The sequence below is a fragment of the Virgibacillus indicus genome, assembly GCF_002266285.1.
Lineage (GTDB): Bacteria > Bacillota > Bacilli > Bacillales > Amphibacillaceae > Virgibacillus_K > Virgibacillus_K indicus.
Window position 1 is genome coordinate 110,556 of sequence record NZ_NPMS01000007.1, and the last position, 20,845, is coordinate 131,400.

The 20,845-nt window shown below is 37.9% G+C and carries 20 protein-coding genes and 1 pseudogene; 16 read left to right on the forward strand and 5 right to left on the reverse strand.

The window, feature by feature from the left end; translation table 11 throughout:
- Positions 1–182: 182 nt before the first annotated feature.
- Together sigI and CIL03_RS14370 are read left to right on the forward strand one after the other, a co-directional pair.
- Positions 183–911 carry an RNA polymerase sigma factor SigI gene (gene sigI / locus CIL03_RS14365; RefSeq protein WP_094886570.1) on the forward strand — a complete coding sequence of 243 codons (729 nt, stop codon included), beginning with the start codon at positions 183–185 and terminating at the stop codon, positions 909–911.
- Positions 908–2,191: an anti-sigma-I factor RsgI family protein gene (locus CIL03_RS14370; protein ID WP_094886571.1), complete on the forward strand. Its 1,284-nt coding sequence runs from the start codon at positions 908–910 to the stop codon at positions 2,189–2,191. The genes sigI and CIL03_RS14370 overlap by 4 nt, the downstream gene beginning before the upstream one ends.
- A gap of 51 nt (positions 2,192–2,242) precedes the next feature.
- Here the strand turns inward: CIL03_RS14370 and CIL03_RS14375 are convergent, their stop codons facing one another.
- Positions 2,243–2,479: a YhdB family protein gene (locus tag CIL03_RS14375; RefSeq protein ID WP_094886572.1), complete on the reverse strand. Its 237-nt coding sequence runs from the start codon at positions 2,477–2,479 to the stop codon at positions 2,243–2,245.
- Between the two features lie 166 nt (positions 2,480–2,645).
- Between CIL03_RS14375 and CIL03_RS14380 the strand changes: the two genes are divergently transcribed.
- From CIL03_RS14380 to CIL03_RS20160, 8 genes and pseudogenes are all read left to right on the forward strand, one after another.
- A complete protein-coding gene (locus CIL03_RS14380; RefSeq protein ID WP_094886573.1) occupies positions 2,646–3,299 on the forward strand; it encodes a YhcN/YlaJ family sporulation lipoprotein in 654 nt (217 codons plus the stop codon).
- Between the two features lie 301 nt (positions 3,300–3,600).
- Entirely contained in the window at positions 3,601–4,236 is a 636-nt protein-coding gene (locus CIL03_RS14385) for a class I SAM-dependent DNA methyltransferase (protein WP_094886574.1), read from the forward strand.
- 21 nt (positions 4,237–4,257) lie between these two features.
- The gene (locus CIL03_RS14390; protein WP_094886575.1) at positions 4,258–4,719 is read left to right on the forward strand and encodes an S-ribosylhomocysteine lyase; all 462 of its coding nucleotides are present in this window, start codon (positions 4,258–4,260) and stop codon (positions 4,717–4,719) included.
- Between the two features lie 22 nt (positions 4,720–4,741).
- Positions 4,742–5,656: a PLP-dependent cysteine synthase family protein gene (locus CIL03_RS14395; protein WP_094886576.1), complete on the forward strand. Its 915-nt coding sequence runs from the start codon at positions 4,742–4,744 to the stop codon at positions 5,654–5,656.
- Positions 5,657–5,670: 14 nt separating this feature from the next.
- Positions 5,671–6,804 (forward strand): bifunctional cystathionine gamma-lyase/homocysteine desulfhydrase, encoded by a 1,134-nt coding sequence (locus CIL03_RS14400; RefSeq protein WP_094886577.1) that lies wholly within the window; start codon positions 5,671–5,673, stop codon positions 6,802–6,804.
- Between the two features lie 104 nt (positions 6,805–6,908).
- A complete protein-coding gene (locus CIL03_RS14405; RefSeq protein ID WP_094886578.1) occupies positions 6,909–8,279 on the forward strand; it encodes a dipeptidase in 1,371 nt (456 codons plus the stop codon).
- Positions 8,280–8,460: 181 nt separating this feature from the next.
- Positions 8,461–9,219, forward strand: a complete 759-nt coding sequence (locus CIL03_RS14410; RefSeq protein WP_094886684.1) for a (S)-benzoin forming benzil reductase — start codon at positions 8,461–8,463, stop codon at positions 9,217–9,219.
- A 148-nt stretch (positions 9,220–9,367) separates the two neighbouring features.
- Positions 9,368–9,454: pseudogene (locus tag CIL03_RS20160) on the forward strand (YjcZ family sporulation protein); the annotation flags it as partial.
- 100 nt (positions 9,455–9,554) lie between these two features.
- Here CIL03_RS20160 and CIL03_RS14420 read toward each other — a convergent pair.
- The gene (locus tag CIL03_RS14420; RefSeq protein ID WP_094886580.1) at positions 9,555–11,192 is read right to left on the reverse strand and encodes a putative ABC transporter permease subunit; all 1,638 of its coding nucleotides are present in this window, start codon (positions 11,190–11,192) and stop codon (positions 9,555–9,557) included.
- Positions 11,185–11,910 carry an ABC transporter ATP-binding protein gene (locus tag CIL03_RS14425; protein WP_094886581.1) on the reverse strand — a complete coding sequence of 242 codons (726 nt, stop codon included), beginning with the start codon at positions 11,908–11,910 and terminating at the stop codon, positions 11,185–11,187. Before CIL03_RS14425 ends, CIL03_RS14420 begins: the two co-directional genes overlap by 8 nt.
- Positions 11,911–12,196: 286 nt before the next feature.
- On the opposite strand from CIL03_RS14425, the gene map reads away from it, so the two are divergent.
- Positions 12,197–12,949 carry a type I methionyl aminopeptidase gene (map, locus tag CIL03_RS14430; RefSeq protein ID WP_094886582.1) on the forward strand — a complete coding sequence of 251 codons (753 nt, stop codon included), beginning with the start codon at positions 12,197–12,199 and terminating at the stop codon, positions 12,947–12,949.
- 132 nt (positions 12,950–13,081) lie between these two features.
- Here the strand turns inward: map and nhaC are convergent, their stop codons facing one another.
- Positions 13,082–14,446: a Na+/H+ antiporter NhaC gene (gene nhaC, locus CIL03_RS14435; RefSeq protein WP_094886583.1), complete on the reverse strand. Its 1,365-nt coding sequence runs from the start codon at positions 14,444–14,446 to the stop codon at positions 13,082–13,084.
- A gap of 690 nt (positions 14,447–15,136) precedes the next feature.
- Here nhaC and CIL03_RS14440 point away from each other — a divergent pair.
- Positions 15,137–15,820 (forward strand): AzlC family ABC transporter permease, encoded by a 684-nt coding sequence (locus CIL03_RS14440; RefSeq protein ID WP_094886685.1) that lies wholly within the window; start codon positions 15,137–15,139, stop codon positions 15,818–15,820.
- Positions 15,817–16,110 (forward strand): AzlD domain-containing protein, encoded by a 294-nt coding sequence (locus CIL03_RS14445; RefSeq protein WP_094886584.1) that lies wholly within the window; start codon positions 15,817–15,819, stop codon positions 16,108–16,110. Before CIL03_RS14440 ends, CIL03_RS14445 begins: the two co-directional genes overlap by 4 nt.
- A gap of 45 nt (positions 16,111–16,155) precedes the next feature.
- On the opposite strand, the gene CIL03_RS14450 is transcribed toward CIL03_RS14445, so the two are convergent.
- Positions 16,156–17,022 carry a cation diffusion facilitator family transporter gene (locus tag CIL03_RS14450; RefSeq protein ID WP_094886585.1) on the reverse strand — a complete coding sequence of 289 codons (867 nt, stop codon included), beginning with the start codon at positions 17,020–17,022 and terminating at the stop codon, positions 16,156–16,158.
- Positions 17,023–17,549: 527 nt separating this feature from the next.
- Here CIL03_RS14450 and CIL03_RS14455 point away from each other — a divergent pair.
- The 3 genes from CIL03_RS14455 (at position 17,550) to CIL03_RS14465 (ending at position 20,743) form a co-directional block, all read left to right on the forward strand.
- Complete coding sequence (locus CIL03_RS14455) at positions 17,550–17,783, forward strand: IDEAL domain-containing protein (RefSeq protein ID WP_094886586.1); 234 nt, start codon at positions 17,550–17,552, stop codon at positions 17,781–17,783.
- 104 nt (positions 17,784–17,887) lie between these two features.
- Positions 17,888–19,351: a methyl-accepting chemotaxis protein gene (locus CIL03_RS14460; protein ID WP_094886587.1), complete on the forward strand. Its 1,464-nt coding sequence runs from the start codon at positions 17,888–17,890 to the stop codon at positions 19,349–19,351.
- An 87-nt stretch (positions 19,352–19,438) separates the two neighbouring features.
- Entirely contained in the window at positions 19,439–20,743 is a 1,305-nt protein-coding gene (locus CIL03_RS14465; RefSeq protein ID WP_094886588.1) for an MFS transporter, read from the forward strand.
- Positions 20,744–20,845: the final 102 nt, after the last annotated feature.

The following is a 20,845-nucleotide window of genomic DNA, read 5'->3' on the forward strand; positions in this document are numbered from 1 at the left end:
AAAGTTTATAATTTCAAGTTCAGAAGAAAAGCGAAACACCCATAAAAAATTAATGAAGAGATAAATATAAATAAAGATGGTGGATACATCGTGTTATATATAGATATTTTTTACTCAAAAACTACACCCAAAAATAAAAATCATAATACGTATTTTATAATGACTGGGGGTGCTGCCAGTTGATGATGAGAAAATCATTAAAAGACATACCCCTGGAAGAGATGATTGCAATGGTGCAGCAGGGAGATCAGCACGCACAAAATTATTTGCTGCAATCATATCAGCCATTTATCGCTAAATGTGTATCGGAAGTTTGCAAACGTTATATTGATCCAAAGAGAGATGATGAGTTCAGTATTGGATTATCGGCATTTAATGAGGCCATACTTTCCTATTCATCAGATCGGGGAAGCTCATTTCTTTCTTTCGCCAAGCTTGTCGTGAAACGAAAGGTTATTGACTATATTCGCTACACACAGAAAAAGCCAGTTGCTGTATCATTGGACGAAACGTATGATGCAGAACAGATGGAAAATCCGACAGAAATAGTTGCAGTAAAGAAAATGTATCAGCAGGAGCAGGATGCTTGGTATCGCCGTGAGGAAATTGCTGAATTTACACAAAAGCTAAAAGAGTATAAAATTTCTCTTGCAGAGCTGACAGAAGTTGCACCAAAACATAGGGATGCCCGTGATTCCGCTGTAGGCATTGCGCGGATGATTTTTGAGGATGATGGATTAAGAGAACATGTTCATCGTAAGAAAAAGCTGCCGATAAAAGATTTATTGAAAGTTGTAGATGTAAGTAAAAAAACCCTGGAACGCAATCGGAAATTTATTTTAGCGATATTTATCGTCCTGAGTGAAGATTTTATGTATCTGAAGGACTATTTGAAGGGGGTGGGTAAGTGAAAAAAGGAATCGTAATGGAAAAGCATAAGAAGTACACAATTATCATGACTAGAGAAGGTGTTTTCCATAAAGCTATTCCAATTGAGAATGCAATGATAGGTGCCGAAGTGTCTTATAAATCGCTGGAATTAGAAAAAAAGGCGAAACTATTTTTCTTTCCCAGTAAAAAGATAAATGTTCGTTTCCAATTACTTGCGACAGTTTGTGTACTGTTATTATTAGCTTTGCCATTTTATTTTCTTATGGGTACCAGCAAAACCTATGCATATGTGAATATTGATATTAACCCAAGTATCGAGCTGGAAATTGACGAAGAATTACTGGTAAGGTCTATCCGTCCGTTAAATAATGACGCTAAAATAATACTTAATCAATTGGAATCATATGAAGATGTGAAGCTGCAAACAGTTATTGAAAGAATTATGGATAAAACGGCAGAAACAGGATTAATAAATAATAATAAAAATATGCTTCTCGGAGTCAGCTACACCACGGATAAAAATGAAAAAATATCCATTCTTGATAATCTGGAACGTTTTCTCTTAAAAAATAATACGGAATGGGAAATTGCTGCATTTAATGTCCCTTTAACTGTCAGAGAAGAAGCTAATAAGAAAAAAAAATCAATGAATGAAGTTATGGCATCAACTATTATTAAAACTGATCAAACCAAAGCAATTAATAAAAAACGGGATGAATCAATGGATGATAAAGACAGAGCAATTATTCAATCTTTTTATAATACTGATAATAATCATTCAAAAGATAACACCCTTAATGATACAATTGAAATAACACCTAAAGAAACAAATAATAATTCCAAACCGATGAAAATTGAAAAAAATCAGGAAGAAAATATAAAAAGAAATAAAGAGAAAAATACTAAAGAGAAAACTCATCCGAGTGAATTAAAGGGAAAAAACGGCGCAATTAACTCCAACGGTAAAAATAAAGCTAAACATAATAACAACAGAGAAAAGAAAAACGATAATGGAAAAGATAAAGCCAATAAACACCAGCATAAGGATATGAAAAAAAACCATAAGAACGAAAATAAACATAAACATAAGAAATACCAAAACAAACATAAAAATAATGGTAATGGAAAAGACAGGAACAATGAACAGGGTAAATTTGATAGCAATGGACATGGTAAATACGGAAATAATGGAAAAGGCAAACATGATAACAATGGCCAAGGCAAACATAAAAACAATGGTAATGGAAAACACAATTATAGTGGAAAGGGCAATAACAATGGAAAAGGCCATAACCACTAAAAAGAGACCGTCAGCCTAAGCACTGATGGTCTCTTTTCGCTTTTGCCAGGATCATATCTCCATCGTTACTGTGGGATCCTGTTTCATGGCATGCTCTATATAATAAAGAAGGTTATCGTGGCTGGTCAGTATTTTTGTTTGATCCAAAGAATAATGGTAGGCATTTAAAAATAATTGTATTTTCTTTGACAGCATATCATCAGGTGTGCGAACCATAAGCACAAGCAAGTCATCCCATTGGCCCCAGAGGGTGTAGTACAAAGCTTTATCATAATCAGGAATATCCATTTTACCCCTCCTTGTCATATAAAGGGTTATTTCTATTGTCTCCTTATTTTATATATATTGTCTGACACAAAAATGGTGTAGTTTCCAAAAAAAGGTGCACATTTCTTAAAGAATAAAATAAATCCTCTGGAACATACTAAAAACAAAATTGTAAGGAGGATTTAAAATGAAGTGGAAACTTTTTAGTGCAATATTGGTCATAACTCTGGCTCTTGTGGGCTGCGGAAACATGGACGATAACAACAATGATGAAGGGGCATTGGATAATAATAATATCGAACCGACCCGATACAATAACAATGATGGCTTGGATGGCGATCGTGACTATAACATGAGAAGAACTTCCGACAGGGCACAGGATAGAAATGACAATAACAATAACAGAAATGACCGGTATGACGTTGCGGGCGAAGCAGCTGACCGTATAGCTGATGAAATTGTTGAAATTGATAATGCTTATGTGCTTACAACTGAAAATAATGCATATGTAGCGGCAAATCTTGATAATGACAGAAATAACCGCGACCAAAATAACAACGGAAACGACGCGGACAGAAATAATGATCAGAATCAAGACAATGGTGATAGGAACAACAATGATAATGGTGATGAACTAACCGATGAAGTAAAGGACAAAATCGCTGATATAGTAAAATCAGTTGATAACGACATTGATAATGTTTATGTATCAACAAATCCGGATTTTGTTGATTTAACGAATAATTACGTTGATGATATGGATAATGGAGAACCAATCGAAGGTTTCTTTGATCAATTCGGGAATATGATTGAACGTTTATTTCCGGAGCGGGAAAGATAATAAAACAAGTTAGACGGGTGACTGTTCTGAGCAGTCACTCTTTTTTTGTTGAATAGAAATTTAGCCGTTTTGGAATGAACAAACATTGAATGAGATCGAATGAAAGCAGATTCGGACTGGACTAATGCGGCCTTTGAAGGGATAACGCAGTTCTGCACCGTATTTTAAGAATTACGATCGACCGCAATATCAATCACTTTTTTACAAAACAGGAAACATGTGATAATATAGTACATATAATAATTCATACTATTCATAGTAAAATACTATGTTTTAATAAAAATATGGAGTTGAGTATGAAATGGGACGCGAGTTTCTTGATTTATTTGAAGAATGGGCAGAGACCTATGATGCAACAGTAACAGGTGTTGACCCTCAATATAGAGCAGTATTTGCAAATTATAATGAAATTCTTAACGAGGTTGCAAGTGCTTCTGGTGGAACGGTGCTTGAATTTGGTGTTGGAACAGGAAATCTGACAGAAAAGTTATTGGATTCCGGGTATGAAGTTATTGGAATTGAACCATCTCAGGCAATGCGGGAAATAGCTTTGGAAAAGTTTCCGGAATTGCCTTTACTGGAAGGGGACTTTCTCACGTTTCCAGAAATTAAATCCGCAGATACCATTGTAAGCACGTATGCATTTCATCATTTAACAGACAGCGAAAAGGAAATTGCAGTCCGTCAATTTTCCAAAATCCTTTCGTCAAATGGTAAAGTTGTCTTTGGAGATACGATGTTTGAATCGGTAGCTGTTAAAGATAAAATTATTAAACAAGCTTATGACAGGGGTTTTACGAATTTAGCCGAAGACCTGGAAAGGGAATATTATCCAACGCTGGATGTAATGCGGAATATTTTTACAACTCATAACTATGATGTTACATTTAAGCAAATGAATGAATTTGTCTGGCTAGTCACAGCAAAAAAACAATGAAAAATAAGGAGAGGTAATAAAATGGCTGAAAAAATGAATGTTGAAAGTTTTAATTTGGATCATACGAAGGTAAAAGCACCATATGTGCGACTGGTAGGCGTAACAGAAGGTGCAAATGGTGACAAGGTTTATAAATATGATATCCGTTTCAAACAGCCTAATAAAGAGCACATGAAAATGGACGGACTGCATTCGATTGAACATTTGATGGCAGAAAATATCCGCAACCATATGGATAATGTACTGGATATTGGGCCGATGGGATGTCAGACTGGTTTTTATTTAGCAATTATAAATAATGACAGCTATGATGAAGTCTTGGATACGCTGGAAAAAACATTAAATGATGTTATCGAAGCAGATGAAGTGCCAGCATGCAATGAAGTGCAATGCGGCTGGGCAGCGAATCACAGCCTGGAAGGTGCGAAGGAAATTGCAAGAGAAATGCTGGGACATCGTAATGAATGGCATGAAGTTTTCTAAGCTGAATTAAGAGGGGAAGAATATGACGGTTTACAGATCTGTGAAAGAAATAATCGGCAATACTCCATTACTCGAAATAACAGGTTTATCTTTTCCTGATGGAGTTCGTATTTATGCGAAGCTGGAATTTTTAAACCCTGGTGGGAGTGTAAAGGACAGACTAGGCATTGAACTGATTCAGGATGCATTAAAAAATGGGAAAATAAAAGAAGGCGGAACCATTATTGAACCAACTGCCGGAAATACCGGCATTGGTTTGGCACTTGCCGCACTCAATCAAAACCTGTCTGTTATTTTTTGTATTCCAGAACATTTCAGTAAGGAAAAACAATCGATCATGAAAGCTTTAGGAGCATCTATTATCCATACACCCCGGAATGCTGGAATGGTTGGTGCTATCGAAAAAACTAAAAAGCTGATTAAGGAAATCCCGAACAGCTTTTCCCCACAGCAGTTTGCAAACCCAGCCAATCCACAAACATATTACAAAACCCTGGCACCGGAAATATGGAAAGATTTAAATGGTGAAGTCGATGTATTTGTGGCCGGAGCAGGTTCGGGTGGAACGTTTATGGGAACTTCACGATTTTTAAAAGAGAAAAATCCGAATGTGAAGACTGTGATTGTTGAACCTGTTGGATCCATCATCGCAGGAGGAGAGCCAGGTCCACACCGAACAGAGGGCATTGGCATGGAATTTCTGCCTGAATATATGGATCGTTCCTATATGGATCAGGTGCATACTGTATCTGATGATGATGCTTTCAGGATGGTGAAGGAATTGGCAGAGAAGGAAGGTCTGCTTGTTGGCAGTTCATCCGGATCAGCTATGTATGCGGCATTGCAGGAAGCTGAAAATGCTGAAACCGGAACATCAATTGTAACGGTTTTTCCTGATGGAAGTGACCGATATTTAAGTAAACAAATTTACGATTGAAGAGGGGAAGAGACATGCGCGCAAAAACGAAGATGATTCATGGTGGAATTACTGGTGATGAAGCTACTGGTGCCGTTTCAGTACCAATTTATCAGGTAAGTACGTATAAGCAAGATAGTGTTGGGAATCATCGAGGTTATGAATATTCCCGCACAGGCAACCCAACAAGACATGCACTGGAAACTGTGATTGCTGATTTGGAAAATGGGAAAGCGGGCTTTGCATTTGGTTCAGGTATGGCGGCAGTTACGTCTGTCATGATGCTGCTTCAGGCAAATGATCATGTTTTAATGACAGATGATGTGTATGGTGGTTCATACCGTCTGATGACAAAGGTGCTCAATCGGTTTGATTTAGATCATACATTTGTTGATACAAGCTACCCAGAAAAAGTGGAAGCAGCCATTCAGAACAACACAAAGGCATTATTTGTGGAAACACCAACAAATCCACTGCTTAAAATTACTAACATTAAGAAAATGTCTGAAATAGCCAAGAAACATGATTTATTGCTGATTGTTGATAATACTTTTGCAACACCATACTGGCAGAACCCACTTGAACTTGGAGCTGATATTGTTCTGCACAGTGCAACGAAATATATTGGCGGGCACAGTGATGTCGTTTCAGGATTAGTAATTGTGGGCACTGAGGCCTTAGCTGAGGAGCTCCATTTTATTCAAAATTCTGTTGGTGCAGTGTTGGGACCACAGGATTCATGGCTGTTGCTCCGAGGTATTAAAACACTCGCCCTGAGGATGGAAGCAATTGAAAAGAATTCGCAAAAAATTGTGGAATTCCTTCAGAATCATGACAATGTTTCTACCGTCTATTATCCTGGCATAAAAGACCATCGCGGGCATGACATTGCCGCATCGCAGGCGAAAGGTTTTGGCGGTATGATTTCTTTTGATGCAGGCAGTGGGGAAAAAGCTGATCAAGTTCTGAGCCGTGTGAAGTATTTTACACTGGCTGAAAGTCTTGGAGCAGTTGAAAGCTTAATATCTGTTCCTGCAAAAATGACTCATGCATCGATTCCTGCTGATAGAAGAGATGAACTTGGAATTACAGATGGTCTCATCCGTCTGTCTGTTGGAATTGAAGATGCAGATGATCTTATTGAAGATTTGAAAGTGGCTTTGAAATAGATAAAAGGGCAATAACTGAGGGGACAGCTTACCAGGCTGTCCTTTTTGATTATGGTTTGCTAGAATGAATTATAAATATAAGTTATTGGAGGGATCGATCTGCCATGAGTGAAAAAGCGCTAGCCTACTTACAGGAGAATAGGGAAAAACTGTTAGAAAAATTAAATGGTTTTCTGTCAATTCCAAGTGTCAGCACAGACAGTTCACATAAACAGGATGTGGAAGCAGCTGCAGACTTTATCGTTACATATTTAAATGAAATTAACTTCGAGAATGTTGAAAAACAAGAAACTGGTGGACATCCACTTGTTTATGCTGAATACAACGGTGCGGGACCTGATGCGCCAACCGTATTGTTTTATGGGCATTATGATGTTCAGCCAATTGATCCGATTGATTTATGGGAAAGTGATCCATTCAAACCAGAGGTAAGGGATGGACGCCTATATGCCCGCGGTTCAAGTGATGATAAAGGACAGGTATTTATGCATCTTGCTGTCTTTGAAGCATATATGAAAACGGAAGGGAAGCTTCCCCTTAATGTAAAAGTCTGTATTGAGGGAGAGGAAGAAATCGGCAGTGAGAATTTATATAAGATTCTCCATGACAAAAAAGAACAGTTTACAGCAGATTTTGCGGTAATATCTGATTCTGGTATGATTGCCAAAAATCAGCCCACAATTCTTTATGGACTAAAAGGGTTCACAGGAATCGAGATCACTGTTACAGGACCTGATCATGACCTGCACTCTGGAATGTACGGTGGTGCTGTGAGAAATCCAATTATGGCATTGAACCATATTTTAACATCGATGAAAAATGCGGAAGAAGTTATAACCGTTGATGGATTTTACGATGATGTGGAGCCATTGACAGATGAAGAAAGAAAGCTGATAGACCAGGTACAAGGTGAAGATTATACCGCATCGACTGGTGTTAAGGAAACTGCTTCCGAGAAAGGTTATACAGCCAAGGAACATACGATGGCACGGCCGACTTTCGAAGTCAACGGTATTTTCGGAGGCTATCAGGGAGAAGGAACCAAAACAATTATACCTTCATCTGCAACAGCAAAAATTACATGCCGCCTGGTACCAGGGCAGGATCCTGAAAAAATCCAGCAATTCCTTGAAGACCATGTAAATAAAGTGGCGCCGACTGGTGTAAAGGCAGAGGTGAAGAAAGAAAAGCTTTCTGCCAAGGCATATAAAGTGGAACCGAACCATCCGCTTATTGAAAAGGCTGCAGCAAGCTATACAAAAGCTTTTGGCAAAGAGACCGTGTACGTAAGGATGGGAGGATCGATTCCAGTAGTGGAATGGATTGAAGCAATTTATGATATTCCAATTGTCCTGTTAGGATTTGGAACTCCCGATGACCGCCTGCACTCACCTAATGAGAGCTTCCCACTCGACAGTTTTGATAAAGGGATGGAAACACTTGTCTATTATTGGAATGAGGTAATTAATAAATAATCTTACTGAAACTTCTTCTCTTTTCCGTCAGCAAAGGGAAGAAGTTTTATAATCTAGATGAGAAAATGATAGCATAACCTAAAATGGGGTTTTAGTGAGTTAAAGAGAAATGTGGCTGGTTTTTCCGCTGAGAATGCAGGGTATGATAAGGAATGGAGATAAGGATAAGGGAGGCTTTTTTATGAAATTTGCAATTGTAACAGGAGTTTCGCGCGGATTGGGTGAATCGGCTGCTAAATTGTTTTTAGAGCAGGGAATTAATGTAATTGGTATTTCCAGAGGTAAATCAGATAGTTTAACGGAAATTGCTTACCAGAATAATGTAAGCTTTCAGCAATACAGCTGTGATTTAAGTAACCTGAAAGCAATTGATGAAACGTTTTCTGAAATTGCGGATGCTGTATTTGAACATGAACCAACGGTATTGTATTTAGTGAACAACGCTGGTGTCATCGAACCTGTAAATAAGTCTATGGATATTAATAGTGAGGATCTGGCATATCATGTTCAGGTTAATACAATAGCACCAATGGCAATCACAAATTTTTTATTAAAACAGGCGGGTAAACATGAGGTGCCACTTATTGCTGCAGGAATCTCTTCAGGTGCTGCAGAAAGAGCTGTATCCGGCTGGAGCGTGTATTGCAGTACAAAAGCCGCATTAAACAGATACACGGAGACTGTTGCTCTCGAACAGGAACAATTAAATACAGGAAATAAAGTGATAGCGTTCAGTCCGGGGATTATGGACACTGCAATGCAGGAAAAAATACGGTCAAGTTCTGAATCAGAATTTTCGGATGTTGAAACATTTAAAAATTATAAGGAAAACGGCCTTCTGAAAGATACAGATACTGTTGCTGGTGTTCTTGTGGATATTCTGACAGATGAAACGAATATTATAAACGGCAAAATATATAATGTAAAAGAATATTTTTAGACTTTAAGAGATGGACATTTTTCAAGCTTAACTGCAGATTATTGCAGCCGTGGAATAACTGTCTATTTCTAAAACTAAACAAACGCCCTTCCCAATTGATTTTCCTGTGCATAATCTATATTAATCTGTAAAACGGGGAGGGGTAGAAATGAGTAAAGGTGGCGGAGGATACGGCTCTGGATTTGCACTCTTAGTCGTATTATTTATTTTGTTAATAATTATCGGTACCGCTTATACTGGTGGCGGTTATGGCGGTTATGGCGGCTACGGTGGCTACGGCGGCTATTAATAAAAAAACAGATGCAGGGGACTCTATTCCTCTGCATCTTCTTTTTCTATATATGTTGATGTTCGTTTGCTTTGATTTTTTTGTTCAGTAATAGCTGCACAGTAAAAATGGCTGCCATTAAGCATAAAAACAATATAAACGATGTTGTATAAAGACCTTCCAGAACGCCAATATTCCATAAGATTAGAACGATAATACCAAATATGCCTGCTTCAAGGAGCAATGCGATAAAAGCAATCATTCTTGCTTTAAAGATTTCCTGCTCATCTGTCCAATTTAGCTTTGGTTTGAGAAAATCCAGATAAGTCCCCAAACTGCTGGTAAACCAGTTTGCCACCAATGCAAGAATCAGCCAAATTATAATCATTTCTCCCGGTACATGCAGTAGCCAGATGAATATAATCAGAATGAGAATAATGGATAATAAATTGATCAGCCAGGCTGTTAAAATTTTGCTGTAAAATATTTGCTTCGTTGCCAATGGAAGGAACAGATTTGCATGCCAGCTTTTACCTTCTCGTGAAATCGATGAGATGGAAGTAGCATTTCCACCCAAAATTAGTAATGTTGCAATAAACAGCATGAGAATGCTATGCTTTTCTGAAAATAAATTCATAAACCCTGATAAATTAGCTGTATCAAGCATTAAAAGTATCAGAATGAATATTGGGCCAAATAAGCTTTGAATCACACACTGCATTAAAAATGTTGGTGTACGCAGGATAATACGTATTTCTTTTTGGATATATGCCAACCATACCGGACGAGCTGTTATTTGCTTTTTCATTTTCTTTTGTGAAATCTTGCGCTTATTACCTGAGCCAAGGCCTAAAACTCCCTTTAAATAGAAAAGCTCACCAAGCCATATGAAAAGGAAGAATGCTCCCAAACTCAAACCAATCATTAGAAGAAAAAAGAGAAAACCTTCCGATGATGCAGTTTCGTTAAGTGCCCTTGTACTGAACAATGCTGGCGGATAAAAAGAGGTAGCCATTTGAAGCAGCCCGTCTTTTTCCTGAATAAATTTGGCAAGATCAGCCATCATTTCATTCGAATTTGTATTTAGGCGAATAACAACATTGATAAATATAATGAAAGCAAGCGAGAATATTCCTGCAAGAACCTTTGATCGATCCTTATTTTTGGCAATGTTCACAAAGCGCATGACAATCATTAACAGAATGGATGCAACTGTAAATGGAATGATAGGAAGCAGGATAAATAAAATAATTCCATAGAAGTAAAAGATTAAAGATGCATCGCTAACCATTCCGTAAATGAAAAATGCAGGTAAAAAGAAAGCGCCTGACGTTAAATATAAATATAGAAATGGACTTGCTGCTTTTCCAAGTAACAGCTGATAGGCTTTTAAAGGAAATGGAATAAATGATTCGATATCCTCTGCAAAATAAAATGCGCTTATTACTGTTATTAAACTAATCAGGAATAAAAGCATATGAATGCTTAAAAATAATAATCCCGGTATAATAGAATCCTGACCTAATGGCTGCAGCACGTTGTATAATTCACTGATCAAATTTTGCAGTATTCCTATGTATAGAGCCAGAAGCGGGATAGAAAAAATAATGACAATAGCCAAAAGCCAAATCTGAGAGCTATTCCCTCCAGCTTTCGAATACTGCATTTTCAGCATGGTTTTTATTAGAACCCAGGTTTTATGCATCGTCAGTCAGCTCCAGAAATACCTTTTCAAGGGACTGATCTGTATGATACTCATCCCTGAGCTCATCAATATTCCCATAGAATATAAGCCGCCCTTTATTAATAATAGCAACTTCATCACATAATTGTTCAACAACTTCGAGGCCATGACTGGAAAAGAAAACGGTATTTCCTTTTGCAGCGTGATCACGCATCATTTCTTTTAACATGTAGGAAGACTTTGGATCCAGGCCTGTTAATGGCTCATCAAGAATCCATATGTCTGGATCATGGATCAATACTCCGGTAACGATAATTTTTTGCCGCATTCCATGGGAAAAAGTTTGAATGTAATCATCCAATGCATCATAAATATTAAATTGCTTTGTTAATGTTTCAATCCGTTCTGCTCTAATTTCTTTTGGTACTTCAAAAATATCACCTATAAAGTTTAAATATTCAATCCCTTTAAGGCGCAAAAACATATCAGGCTGATCCGGGACATAGCCGAAAATCCTTTTGGCTTCCAGAGCGTTTTTTTCGATATCAAATCCGTTCAATGTAATGGATCCACTATCAAGTGGCAAAATACCAGTCATCATTTTAATTGTCGTAGATTTGCCAGCACCATTCGGACCTAAAAATCCTACAATCTTTCCATCTGGAATGGTTAGATTCAGTGAATCGATTGCTTTATTATTGCCAGGAAAGTCTTTTGTAACATTTTTAATTTCAATCATATGCCTGCCCTCATTTCTAATTGCTTTAATGAATAGTTTATCCCGCATGTAACTGGCAGTAAGACCCCACTTCGAGCCAATCAGTTAAACCGAGGAGGGATAGGTGGGGATCAACTGCCAGTAAATGTCCGATTCGTTCATCTAACAATCAGTGGGGGAAAGAACCCCCCACTGATTGAAGGTTCACTTTATTGTATGGTACACTTTATATTGGAAATTAATTATATTCATCTACAAAACAGTTTAACATATAGTTTTGCGTATTTTAACGAGAGGAAGAAATTTGATGATAACTAGAAAAAGTAAACGTGAAATAGAACAGATGCAAGCAGCTGGTGATTTGCTTGTTCAATGCCATAAGGAAATTGCCAAAATGATCAAACCTGGAATTACCACATTGGAAATTGATGCATTAGTAGAAAAGTTACTGGCCAAACATGGAGCAACCCCTGAGCAAAAAGGGTATAACGGCTACCCATATGCCATTTGTGCTTCGATAAATGATGAGATCTGTCATGGTTTCCCCCGTGATGAGAAATTACAAGATGGTGACATCGTAACAATTGATATGGTTGTAAACTTAAATGGCGGTCTAGCTGATTCTGCCTGGACCTATGCAGTAGGCAATGTTGATGAAAAAGGCAAGCGACTGATGGAAGTAACAAAAACGTCATTGGATAAAGGAATCGAACAAGCACAAGCAGGTAATCGCATTGGTGATATTGGGCATGCGATTCAAACCTATGCAGAGGGAGAAGGTTTTTCAGTTGTCCGTGATTTCACAGGTCATGGAATCGGTCCAACAATTCACGAAGACCCGCATATCCCTCATTTCGGTTTGCCAAATAAAGGTCTCCGTTTAAAAGAGGGTATGGTCATCACAATTGAACCAATGATAAATGAGGGAAGCTGGCAAAGTAAAATGGATCAGAATAACTGGACAGCAAGAACGATAGATAAAGGGCGCTCTGCACAATATGAACATACTATTGTCATTACAAAGGATGGCCCATTGCTGATTACAGATCAGGATAAGTAGAACCAAATTTAAGGGAGGCAGCCTTCTCCCGGGCTTCTTGAAGGTTAGCGTCCATTGAATCATGTTATAGATTAAAAAATGTGGTGGTCCATAAATAAGCGGACAGCCACATTTTTAATTTTTATATGAAGTTTATTCTTTCAATGCTTTCCCGCCAAATAACATCGTAATTACAGGACTTAATAGACAAAAGAAAGCAAATGGTAAATAAGCCAGTACCGATACACCCAGTACATCTGCGATAAATACACCACAAACACTCCATGGGACAAGCGGGTTAATAACGGTACCTGCATCCTCTAATGTTCTAGAGAGTGCCTTTTTGGAGAGTCCTGCCTTCTGATAAATTCCTTTATACGTTTCACCAGTTAACATGATGGAAAGATACTGTTCTCCGATTAATACGTTAACACCAATTGCTGTAGCAGCTGTTGAAACAATAATTGTCCTCACTTTCTGCAGTTTTTCTTTAAAAGCCATTAGCATACTTGGGATAATTCCAGTTACAAATAATAAACCACCAAAGCCTAGTGCCAGAATGACCAATGAAATGGTGAAGAGCATACTATTGATTCCGCCTTTTGACAGCAGATCATTAACGGGCTGGAAATCGGTAGTTGCAGTATAGCCATCGAACCAGATTGCCCAAATTTCAGTCCAGGAAATTCCACTCGTAAAACTGGCAAGCAATGTTGCAGCCAAACCGCTTATCCCAATTGCTATAAATGCATTCACTTTAAAAATGGTACATACAATTAATATCACTAGGGGAATCCATGAAGTCCAGTGAATTAAACCAGTTGCTTCAAGTGCTGATTGATAATTATTGCCCGTCTGAAGTGTTACAGTTTCATCCGGTGATAACAAAATATAGATAATAAAACTAATAATAAAAGCCGGAATCGTTGTTAAGCTTATGTGTTTAATATGTTCGAACAAGTCAACCTGAACAACAGTCGATGCAAGATTTGTCGTATCAGATAACGGAGACATTTTATCACCGAAAAAGGCACCTGATACAATTGCACCAGCAGTTATTGCCATGGAAGCATCCATTGCACTGGCAATTCCAATAAAGGCGACCCCAATTGTAGCAGTTGTTGTCAGGGAACTTCCCATTGAAATACCTATAATTGCTGTTATTGCAAAAACTATCGCATATAACCAAGTGCCACCCAGCAGGGAGAAACCTGTATTTATTAAGGCGGGAATAGTACCACTGATTATCCAGCTGCTTATTAAAACACCAATGAGTACGAATAAAAAAACTGCACCCATTCCTGTTTTCGCACCTTCAATCATACCGTCCTGCAAATCTTTAAAGGCGATATGCTTGATTAATCCATAGGTAATAAGAATAAAAATTCCTAATAAAATTGGAATATGCGGGACTGTCCCCAAACCAATTATAAAATAACTGATAAGGCCAACTATGAGTATAAAGGATAAAATTGATTCAACTAATGATGGGTTATGCTTTGGGTTGATTGGGAACATGAGACAGCCTCCTTCTTTAATTTTAATTGCATTATATTACTTAAAATGTTTATCTTGGATTTTAAAACAACATTATTTTTGAAAATAGCCAAAAACAAAGGCGCAAGCGCCCGTTTAGCGACGTACGAACTGGACTGAACCGCAGGAGATAAAGGAAACACAGCGACCGTAGGGAGCCGATGTTGACTTATCGTACGGAGGTGAAGGAAGTTCGCTAGTCGCTGGGCGCTGGAGCCGGACGTGGCTGATTTGGTTGTTTATTTATCCACAGGTCAAAAATTTTATAATTTCCTATACAATCAAAAAAGCCTCATCCCAATTAGGGACGAAGCTTGCTCCGCGTTACCACCCTGATTGCTGAACGGTACCTGTTCAGCCTCTCATGAAAAAATCCGCCTGAAAGAAATGTGTATTTCGATTAAGTTCTGCCAGAGTTTGCACCGGCCACTCTGTCTCTTCTTGCTGCGTCAATTTAATCTACTATGCATTTCCGGATTGCTATTATCTAATTTTCAAATATTACTATCGAATATACATGCGGAAATCGTCTCTGTCAATATTAATTTCCCGAATTACTTGCTTTTTAAATTTTGTGAAATCAGTTATAATAATCTGAATTACTGTTTTCAGGGGGGAATAAAATTGGTGAGTGATGCAGTTAAAAAGAGAAAAACTTCCGCATCTTTACATATGATACAAAAAGGTATCGCAACAGGGTTTCCCATCATGCTTGGTTACTTGCCAATTGCAGTAACATACGGGGTTTTAGCAAAACAATCAGGAATGACATTAACAGAGCTTACTTTGATGAGTGTCATGGTTTTTGCTGGTGCCAGTCAGTTTATGGGTGCAAATATGATTGCGGTAGGAGCAGGAGCAGTGGAAATTATTATTGCAACGTTTGTATTGAATTTCCGGCATTTTGTAATGAGTTTAGCTTTTATGAATCGCCTCCGTACAGTAGAACTAAAATGGAAAATTCCATTAACCTTGGGATTGACGGATGAAACTTTTGCAGTGTCAGCATTGCATCCGGAAGAATCCAAGAAGGAAAAGGGTGCTTATTTTTATGCAGCATTAATATTAACTGCTTATTTGTCATGGATTTTCGGTTCATTTCTAGGTGGAGTACTTGGTGAAGTAATACCGGAAAGGCTAAGTCAAAGTATGGGGATCGCATTATATGCCATGTTTATTGGGTTACTCGTGCCATCGGTAAAAAAAGAATTAAGAGTCGGGTTAATAGCAATAGTTGCCATGCTGATAAATACATTATGTATCCAGCTTGGAATGAGTACAGGCTGGGCGATTGTACTCGGTACCGTCTTAGGTGGAATGAGCGGCATTTACTTGCTTAAGGAGGAACGTCCATGATATTTGCTATTATAATTGGCATGTCTCTGGCAACAATGATTCCAAGAGTTATACCGGCTTTTATTGTAGATAAATTGCAATTTCGCGAATGGGTAAATCGCTGGTTAAATGCTATCCCATACGCAGCACTCGGGGCATTGATTTTTCCTGGGGTAACGACAGTAAAACCAGATGAACCGCATATCGGATTAATTGGAGGGATTGTAGCAATCATATTAGCCTATATTGGCTTGAATGTTATATTGGTTGTAATCGGAGCAATTGCTGCCGTATTTCTATTGTCTATCTAAATTTCAAAGCAAAAAGGAAGCATAAGAATTAGCCCTTATGCTTCCTTACTCATATGGTTCAATGTGAATCTGTGCATGTGTAATATTGTGTTTCTTTTCGAGATAACTTTCGATTCTTACGGTAATGTCATGGCTTTCCTGAACATTAAGGTTCGGGTCAACGAGGATGGTAATATCGATAAAAGCCTGGTTACCATGGATTCGCCCTTTAACGTCAACAACTTCTTTTACATCAGGATCTTTCTGGATACTTGCCCGTATTTTTTTAATTTGTTTTTCGTCAAATCCGTCAGTCAACGTATGGGTTGAATCCTTAAAAATTTCCCAGGCAGTTTTGCAGATAATCAATCCTACTACCAGGCCTGCTAATGGATCCAGCCAGAATAGACCAAATTGTGCTCCTATAATCCCAATAAATGCTCCAATACTCACTAAAGCATCGGAACGGTTATCCTGTGCTGCAGCATATAAAGAACTGCTTTTTATCTTTCTTGCAAGCTTAACATTATAAAAATAAACACCAAACATTACAACTGCTGCGCTAAGTGCAACCCAGGCCGTCAGTAAATCAGGCTGATGGGAAACTCCGCTTATCACTTTTTGAAAGGTATCAATGATAACCTGAATACCTACAAACATCATAACAAAGGCTGCAAATAATGAGGCTATTGTTTCGGCACGATAATGACCATAATGATGGTCTTCATCTGGTGGTTTTCTTGATATTTTTAATCCGATCAGTACGGCAATTGAGGCAATTACGTCTGTGGAATTATTTAATCCATCCGCATATAATGCATCTGAATTTCCGATTTTCGCAATCGAAAGCTTTGTAATAGCCAGGATAATGTAGGCAATAATGCTAAGCCAAGCCCCTTTTTCCCCTCTTTTTAAGTTATTGGAATGATCCATAGATGGCCAGCCTCCAGTTTTCATCTAAACGATACTTACACAGTCTATCAAAGTAAGGCATGATGGGTCCAGAGAAACAATGAAGCATACAGGTACATATATTGCGAGGACCAAATTAAGTTTAGCTTGCCCAAAAATTTGAAGAATCAATTTGGAAACACATCCTTAAAAGGTCACTTGGAAGCAGCCGACTGAATATTTTTTAAAGTTCTGTAGAAATAGTAAGGTGACTCAGGTTAAATTAAGGATAACCTCCTAAAATCGTGCGACAGGTCATTACAGTCGTGCGATAACTTGATTTTCGTGTGTATCGCACGACTCTGCCCAAGTATCACGCGATTTCCTGCATTTATCGCACGACTTTTAACCTGTGTCGTGCGACTTCAGATATTACGCAACTTTTGGTCCAAGTTTAAAATCAATAATAGTATCAGTATTAATGGATTTTATATTTATTAGAATTTAGGTGTTGCAATTATTCTAAAAATTTAGGATAATAGTAATAAAGGAACAAGGGGGCGTGTTCCATGAAAAAGGAAAAGCTGGTTTATCGATATTATAGATATGAAGGCGAAGTTCTTCAGGCAAAACGTGAAATTTCATTCGAATTGAAATTATCTTCAAGATTGTTATTGGATGAAATATGTTTCAGCTGGAATAAAGAAAAACTGGAAACTGCAATTAACAGCTCCATTGATACAGGAAATAAAGAAGAATTTTTAAAACTTAGTGAACTATATAAACATTTTGTATGGGAGTAAATAAACTCAGGAAAAATAGCCTTGCCTTTCTTTGGTGAGGCTATTCTAATGCAGGGAAACTGGGTCTTTTTTCATATGAACTAACTAGAATTCGGAGGTAAATAATGGGGAGAAATCAGAAGGTTGTACATAGACAGAATCAAATTTTATTTTATATTTTATTGTTTTCGTTGTTTTTAGGGGTTGGTGCTGAAATAATTGTTGGGGCACCGAAGGAAAACCTTTTATCATTGGGTATTGGCGGTGCATTGAGTGTTGGAGTAATTGGTATTTTCCATTATAAAAAATTATACTCGGCAATCATCCCATATATAGCAATTGCAGCACTTGCCAGTATTGCATTTTTAATTATTTTAAGTTCTGATTATGTGACGAATATGCTGTTTACTTTTTATGTACTTGCTGTAGCAGCAATATCATTATCTGTAGCAGTATTGATAACTGGTGGTGTACTCGGGCTGTCTCTGCTGATATTTTTCGTTATTGAAAAAGGGGCAATTATCGGTTTTGATGCAAGGGCAACAGCAATCACAATTGTGTTTTTTGTTTTAGTTTTTGCTGTGCTTATCATTCAGGTAAAGGTTGCCAGAAAGTTATTAACGAATGCGGAAGAGGCGCTGTCAGACAGTAAATTGATTTCTGCAGAGCAAAGAAAACTAACGGACATCGTACAAGCTGGGGCAAGAAATGTACGTTCACAAATGACTGCAATCGAACAGGATAGTCAGCTGAATTCTCATGCAATGCAGGAAATGAGGGAAGCATTTAAGGAAATCACAATAGCGAGTCATTCCCAGTCAGAAGCTGCAACTAACATAAATTACACTGTAGAAGGCACGAATCAGTTGGTCGGAAAAATGCTTACATCCCTGACTAAAGGCAAGGAAGATGGCGAAGTACTAAAGGATTTATCATCGAAAGGCCAGCAGACAATGGAAGGCTTGACTGATACTATTTATCAATTCCAGCAGTCCTTCGAGCATTTGATAATTACGATGGAAAACCTTGTTCAAAAAATGCAGGAAAACAATAGCTTTACTGCAAAGATTGAAGACATTGCTGAACAGACAAACTTATTAGCATTAAATGCGAGCATTGAAGCGGCCAGGGCAGGAGAAGCAGGAAAAGGTTTTGCAGTGGTAGCAAGTGAGGTTAGAAAATTAGCGGAAGTATCCCGAAGTATGGCAAAGGACATAAGGAAAAATCTAGAAACAATCGGGCAGGATGGACTTAAAACTCAAAAAGAAGTAAACCATAATAAAATTCAGCTCCAAAAAAGTACAGCAAGTGCCAAAGAGGCTGAGAAAGATTTTGGGAAAATCACCGATGAGCTGGCCAACTTTATTACGTACTTAGGGTACTTGGAAAAACAAGCAACGGAAATAAATAACTCCTCTGAAGATATTGATACATCTGTGGATCATCTGGCATCTGCGATTGAAGAGACCACGGCAACCATTGAAGAGCTTGAAGCAATGGTGGATGGTCAGGCGGACCGCATGTCCAATTTAGTATTGGTAATCGAAGAGACAAACCAGACAGCAGCATCGCTCGAAGAAGCAAGATGATTAACTAAATGTAATTTTTTCAAAATGCAGTACTTTTTCAGATGACATTTTGATATGCTTGCAGTAACAGGGGGAGTGAATGTACATATGAAAAACAAGAAAAAGATTACCCGCAGCTGGATGCTTTATGATTTTGGCAACTCTGCATTTGCAACAACGATCATGGCAGCAGTTCTTCCGGTTTTTTATTATGATGTAGCTGCGGTTGGTCTTGATGAAAACCTTGCAGCAAGCTATTGGGGATACTCACAGTCTATTGCTGTATTGATTGTGGCAGTGCTTGCACCAATATTAGGTGCGATCAGCGACTTTTCCGCAGCAAAAAAGAAATTCTTGCGCTTTTTTGCTTTCATGGGGATTGTAGCAAGTATTTTATTAGCTTTTGTTGGTGAAGGTGATTACCTGCTGGCCTCTATTTTATTTATTGTCGGTTCCATTGGTTTTTCCGGTGCTAATATTTTCTATGATGGTTTTTTGCCGGAAATTGCTGATGAGGATGAGATTGATAAAGTATCTTCAGGTGGATTTGCATTTGGCTATATTGGCGGAGGTCTATTATTGACCCTCAACATACTGATGATTCTAAACCCGTCCTGGTTTGGTCTGCCTAATGCGACAGTCGCGAGTCAAGTGTCATTTACAACAGTGGGTGTATGGTGGTTTATATTTTCACTTCCACTGCTGAAAAATATTAATGAAGAAAAGAAAACAGCTGTAAAAAGGGAAAAATCATATATTGCCATCGGTTTTTCCAGAGTGGGCAATACGTTTCGGGAAATAAAGCAGTATAAGCAATTATTAATTTTCTTATTGGCTTTTTGGCTTTATAATGACGGGATTTCCACAATTATCAGAATGGCTACTATTTATGGGCGTGAAGTAGGCATTGATGGAAATTCACTTATTGTGGCACTCTTAATTACACAATTTGTGGGGATTCCATGTACTTTCTTATTTGGATGGCTGGCAACGAAAATTACTGCTAAAAGAGCACTATATATCACGCTTTATGCATATTTGGGAATCGTTATTCTAGGTTACTTTATGACATCTGCAACTCATTTTTATTTATTGGCATTTTGTGTTGGAATTGTACAGGGTGGAGCACAATCCTTAAGCAGATCAATATTCGGCAGAATGGTTCCAGATAATAAACATGCCGAGTTTTTTGGGTTTTACGGGATATCCTCCAAGTTTGCAGCAATTTTTGGACCTTTCTTATTTGCGTTTATCGGTCAGATTACAGGGTCAAGCAGACTGGGGATATTATCATTGATTTTCTTCTTTATCGCTGGAATAATTCTATTAAGGTTTGTTAATATTGAGCAAGGAATGAAAGAGGCAAGAAAACAATCTGCATCTGCAGGAAGAGTGGAAGTAAAGCCAAAATAAAAGGAGTGAGCCTTCTTGCGTATTAATAATTTAAGAAGGATATTATACATGATAGCCCGAGTTCTTGGTGATGTGAATGCTACTAAAAAAGGAAGTCTTGGC

Excerpts from the sequence above, each read along its gene's own strand:
- sigI (WP_094886570.1), top strand. The coding sequence starts at position 183 with ATGATGAGAAAATCATTAAAAGACATACCCCTGGAAGAGATGATTGCA.
- CIL03_RS14375 (WP_094886572.1), bottom strand. The coding sequence starts at position 2,479 with ATGGATATTCCTGATTATGATAAAGCTTTGTACTACACCCTCTGGGGC.
- CIL03_RS14380 (WP_094886573.1), top strand. The coding sequence starts at position 2,646 with ATGAAGTGGAAACTTTTTAGTGCAATATTGGTCATAACTCTGGCTCTT.
- CIL03_RS14385 (WP_094886574.1), top strand. The coding sequence starts at position 3,601 with ATGGGACGCGAGTTTCTTGATTTATTTGAAGAATGGGCAGAGACCTAT.
- CIL03_RS14390 (WP_094886575.1), top strand. The coding sequence starts at position 4,258 with ATGGCTGAAAAAATGAATGTTGAAAGTTTTAATTTGGATCATACGAAG.
- CIL03_RS14395 (WP_094886576.1), top strand. The coding sequence starts at position 4,742 with ATGACGGTTTACAGATCTGTGAAAGAAATAATCGGCAATACTCCATTA.
- CIL03_RS14400 (WP_094886577.1), top strand. The coding sequence starts at position 5,671 with ATGCGCGCAAAAACGAAGATGATTCATGGTGGAATTACTGGTGATGAA.
- CIL03_RS14405 (WP_094886578.1), top strand. The coding sequence starts at position 6,909 with ATGAGTGAAAAAGCGCTAGCCTACTTACAGGAGAATAGGGAAAAACTG.
- CIL03_RS14410 (WP_094886684.1), top strand. The coding sequence starts at position 8,461 with ATGAAATTTGCAATTGTAACAGGAGTTTCGCGCGGATTGGGTGAATCG.
- CIL03_RS14420 (WP_094886580.1), bottom strand. The coding sequence starts at position 11,192 with ATGCATAAAACCTGGGTTCTAATAAAAACCATGCTGAAAATGCAGTAT.
- CIL03_RS14425 (WP_094886581.1), bottom strand. The coding sequence starts at position 11,910 with ATGATTGAAATTAAAAATGTTACAAAAGACTTTCCTGGCAATAATAAA.
- map (WP_094886582.1), top strand. The coding sequence starts at position 12,197 with ATGATAACTAGAAAAAGTAAACGTGAAATAGAACAGATGCAAGCAGCT.
- nhaC (WP_094886583.1), bottom strand. The coding sequence starts at position 14,446 with ATGTTCCCAATCAACCCAAAGCATAACCCATCATTAGTTGAATCAATT.
- CIL03_RS14440 (WP_094886685.1), top strand. The coding sequence starts at position 15,137 with ATGATACAAAAAGGTATCGCAACAGGGTTTCCCATCATGCTTGGTTAC.
- CIL03_RS14445 (WP_094886584.1), top strand. The coding sequence starts at position 15,817 with ATGATATTTGCTATTATAATTGGCATGTCTCTGGCAACAATGATTCCA.
- CIL03_RS14450 (WP_094886585.1), bottom strand. The coding sequence starts at position 17,022 with ATGGATCATTCCAATAACTTAAAAAGAGGGGAAAAAGGGGCTTGGCTT.
- CIL03_RS14455 (WP_094886586.1), top strand. The coding sequence starts at position 17,550 with ATGAAAAAGGAAAAGCTGGTTTATCGATATTATAGATATGAAGGCGAA.
- CIL03_RS14460 (WP_094886587.1), top strand. The coding sequence starts at position 17,888 with ATGGGGAGAAATCAGAAGGTTGTACATAGACAGAATCAAATTTTATTT.
- CIL03_RS14465 (WP_094886588.1), top strand. The coding sequence starts at position 19,439 with ATGAAAAACAAGAAAAAGATTACCCGCAGCTGGATGCTTTATGATTTT.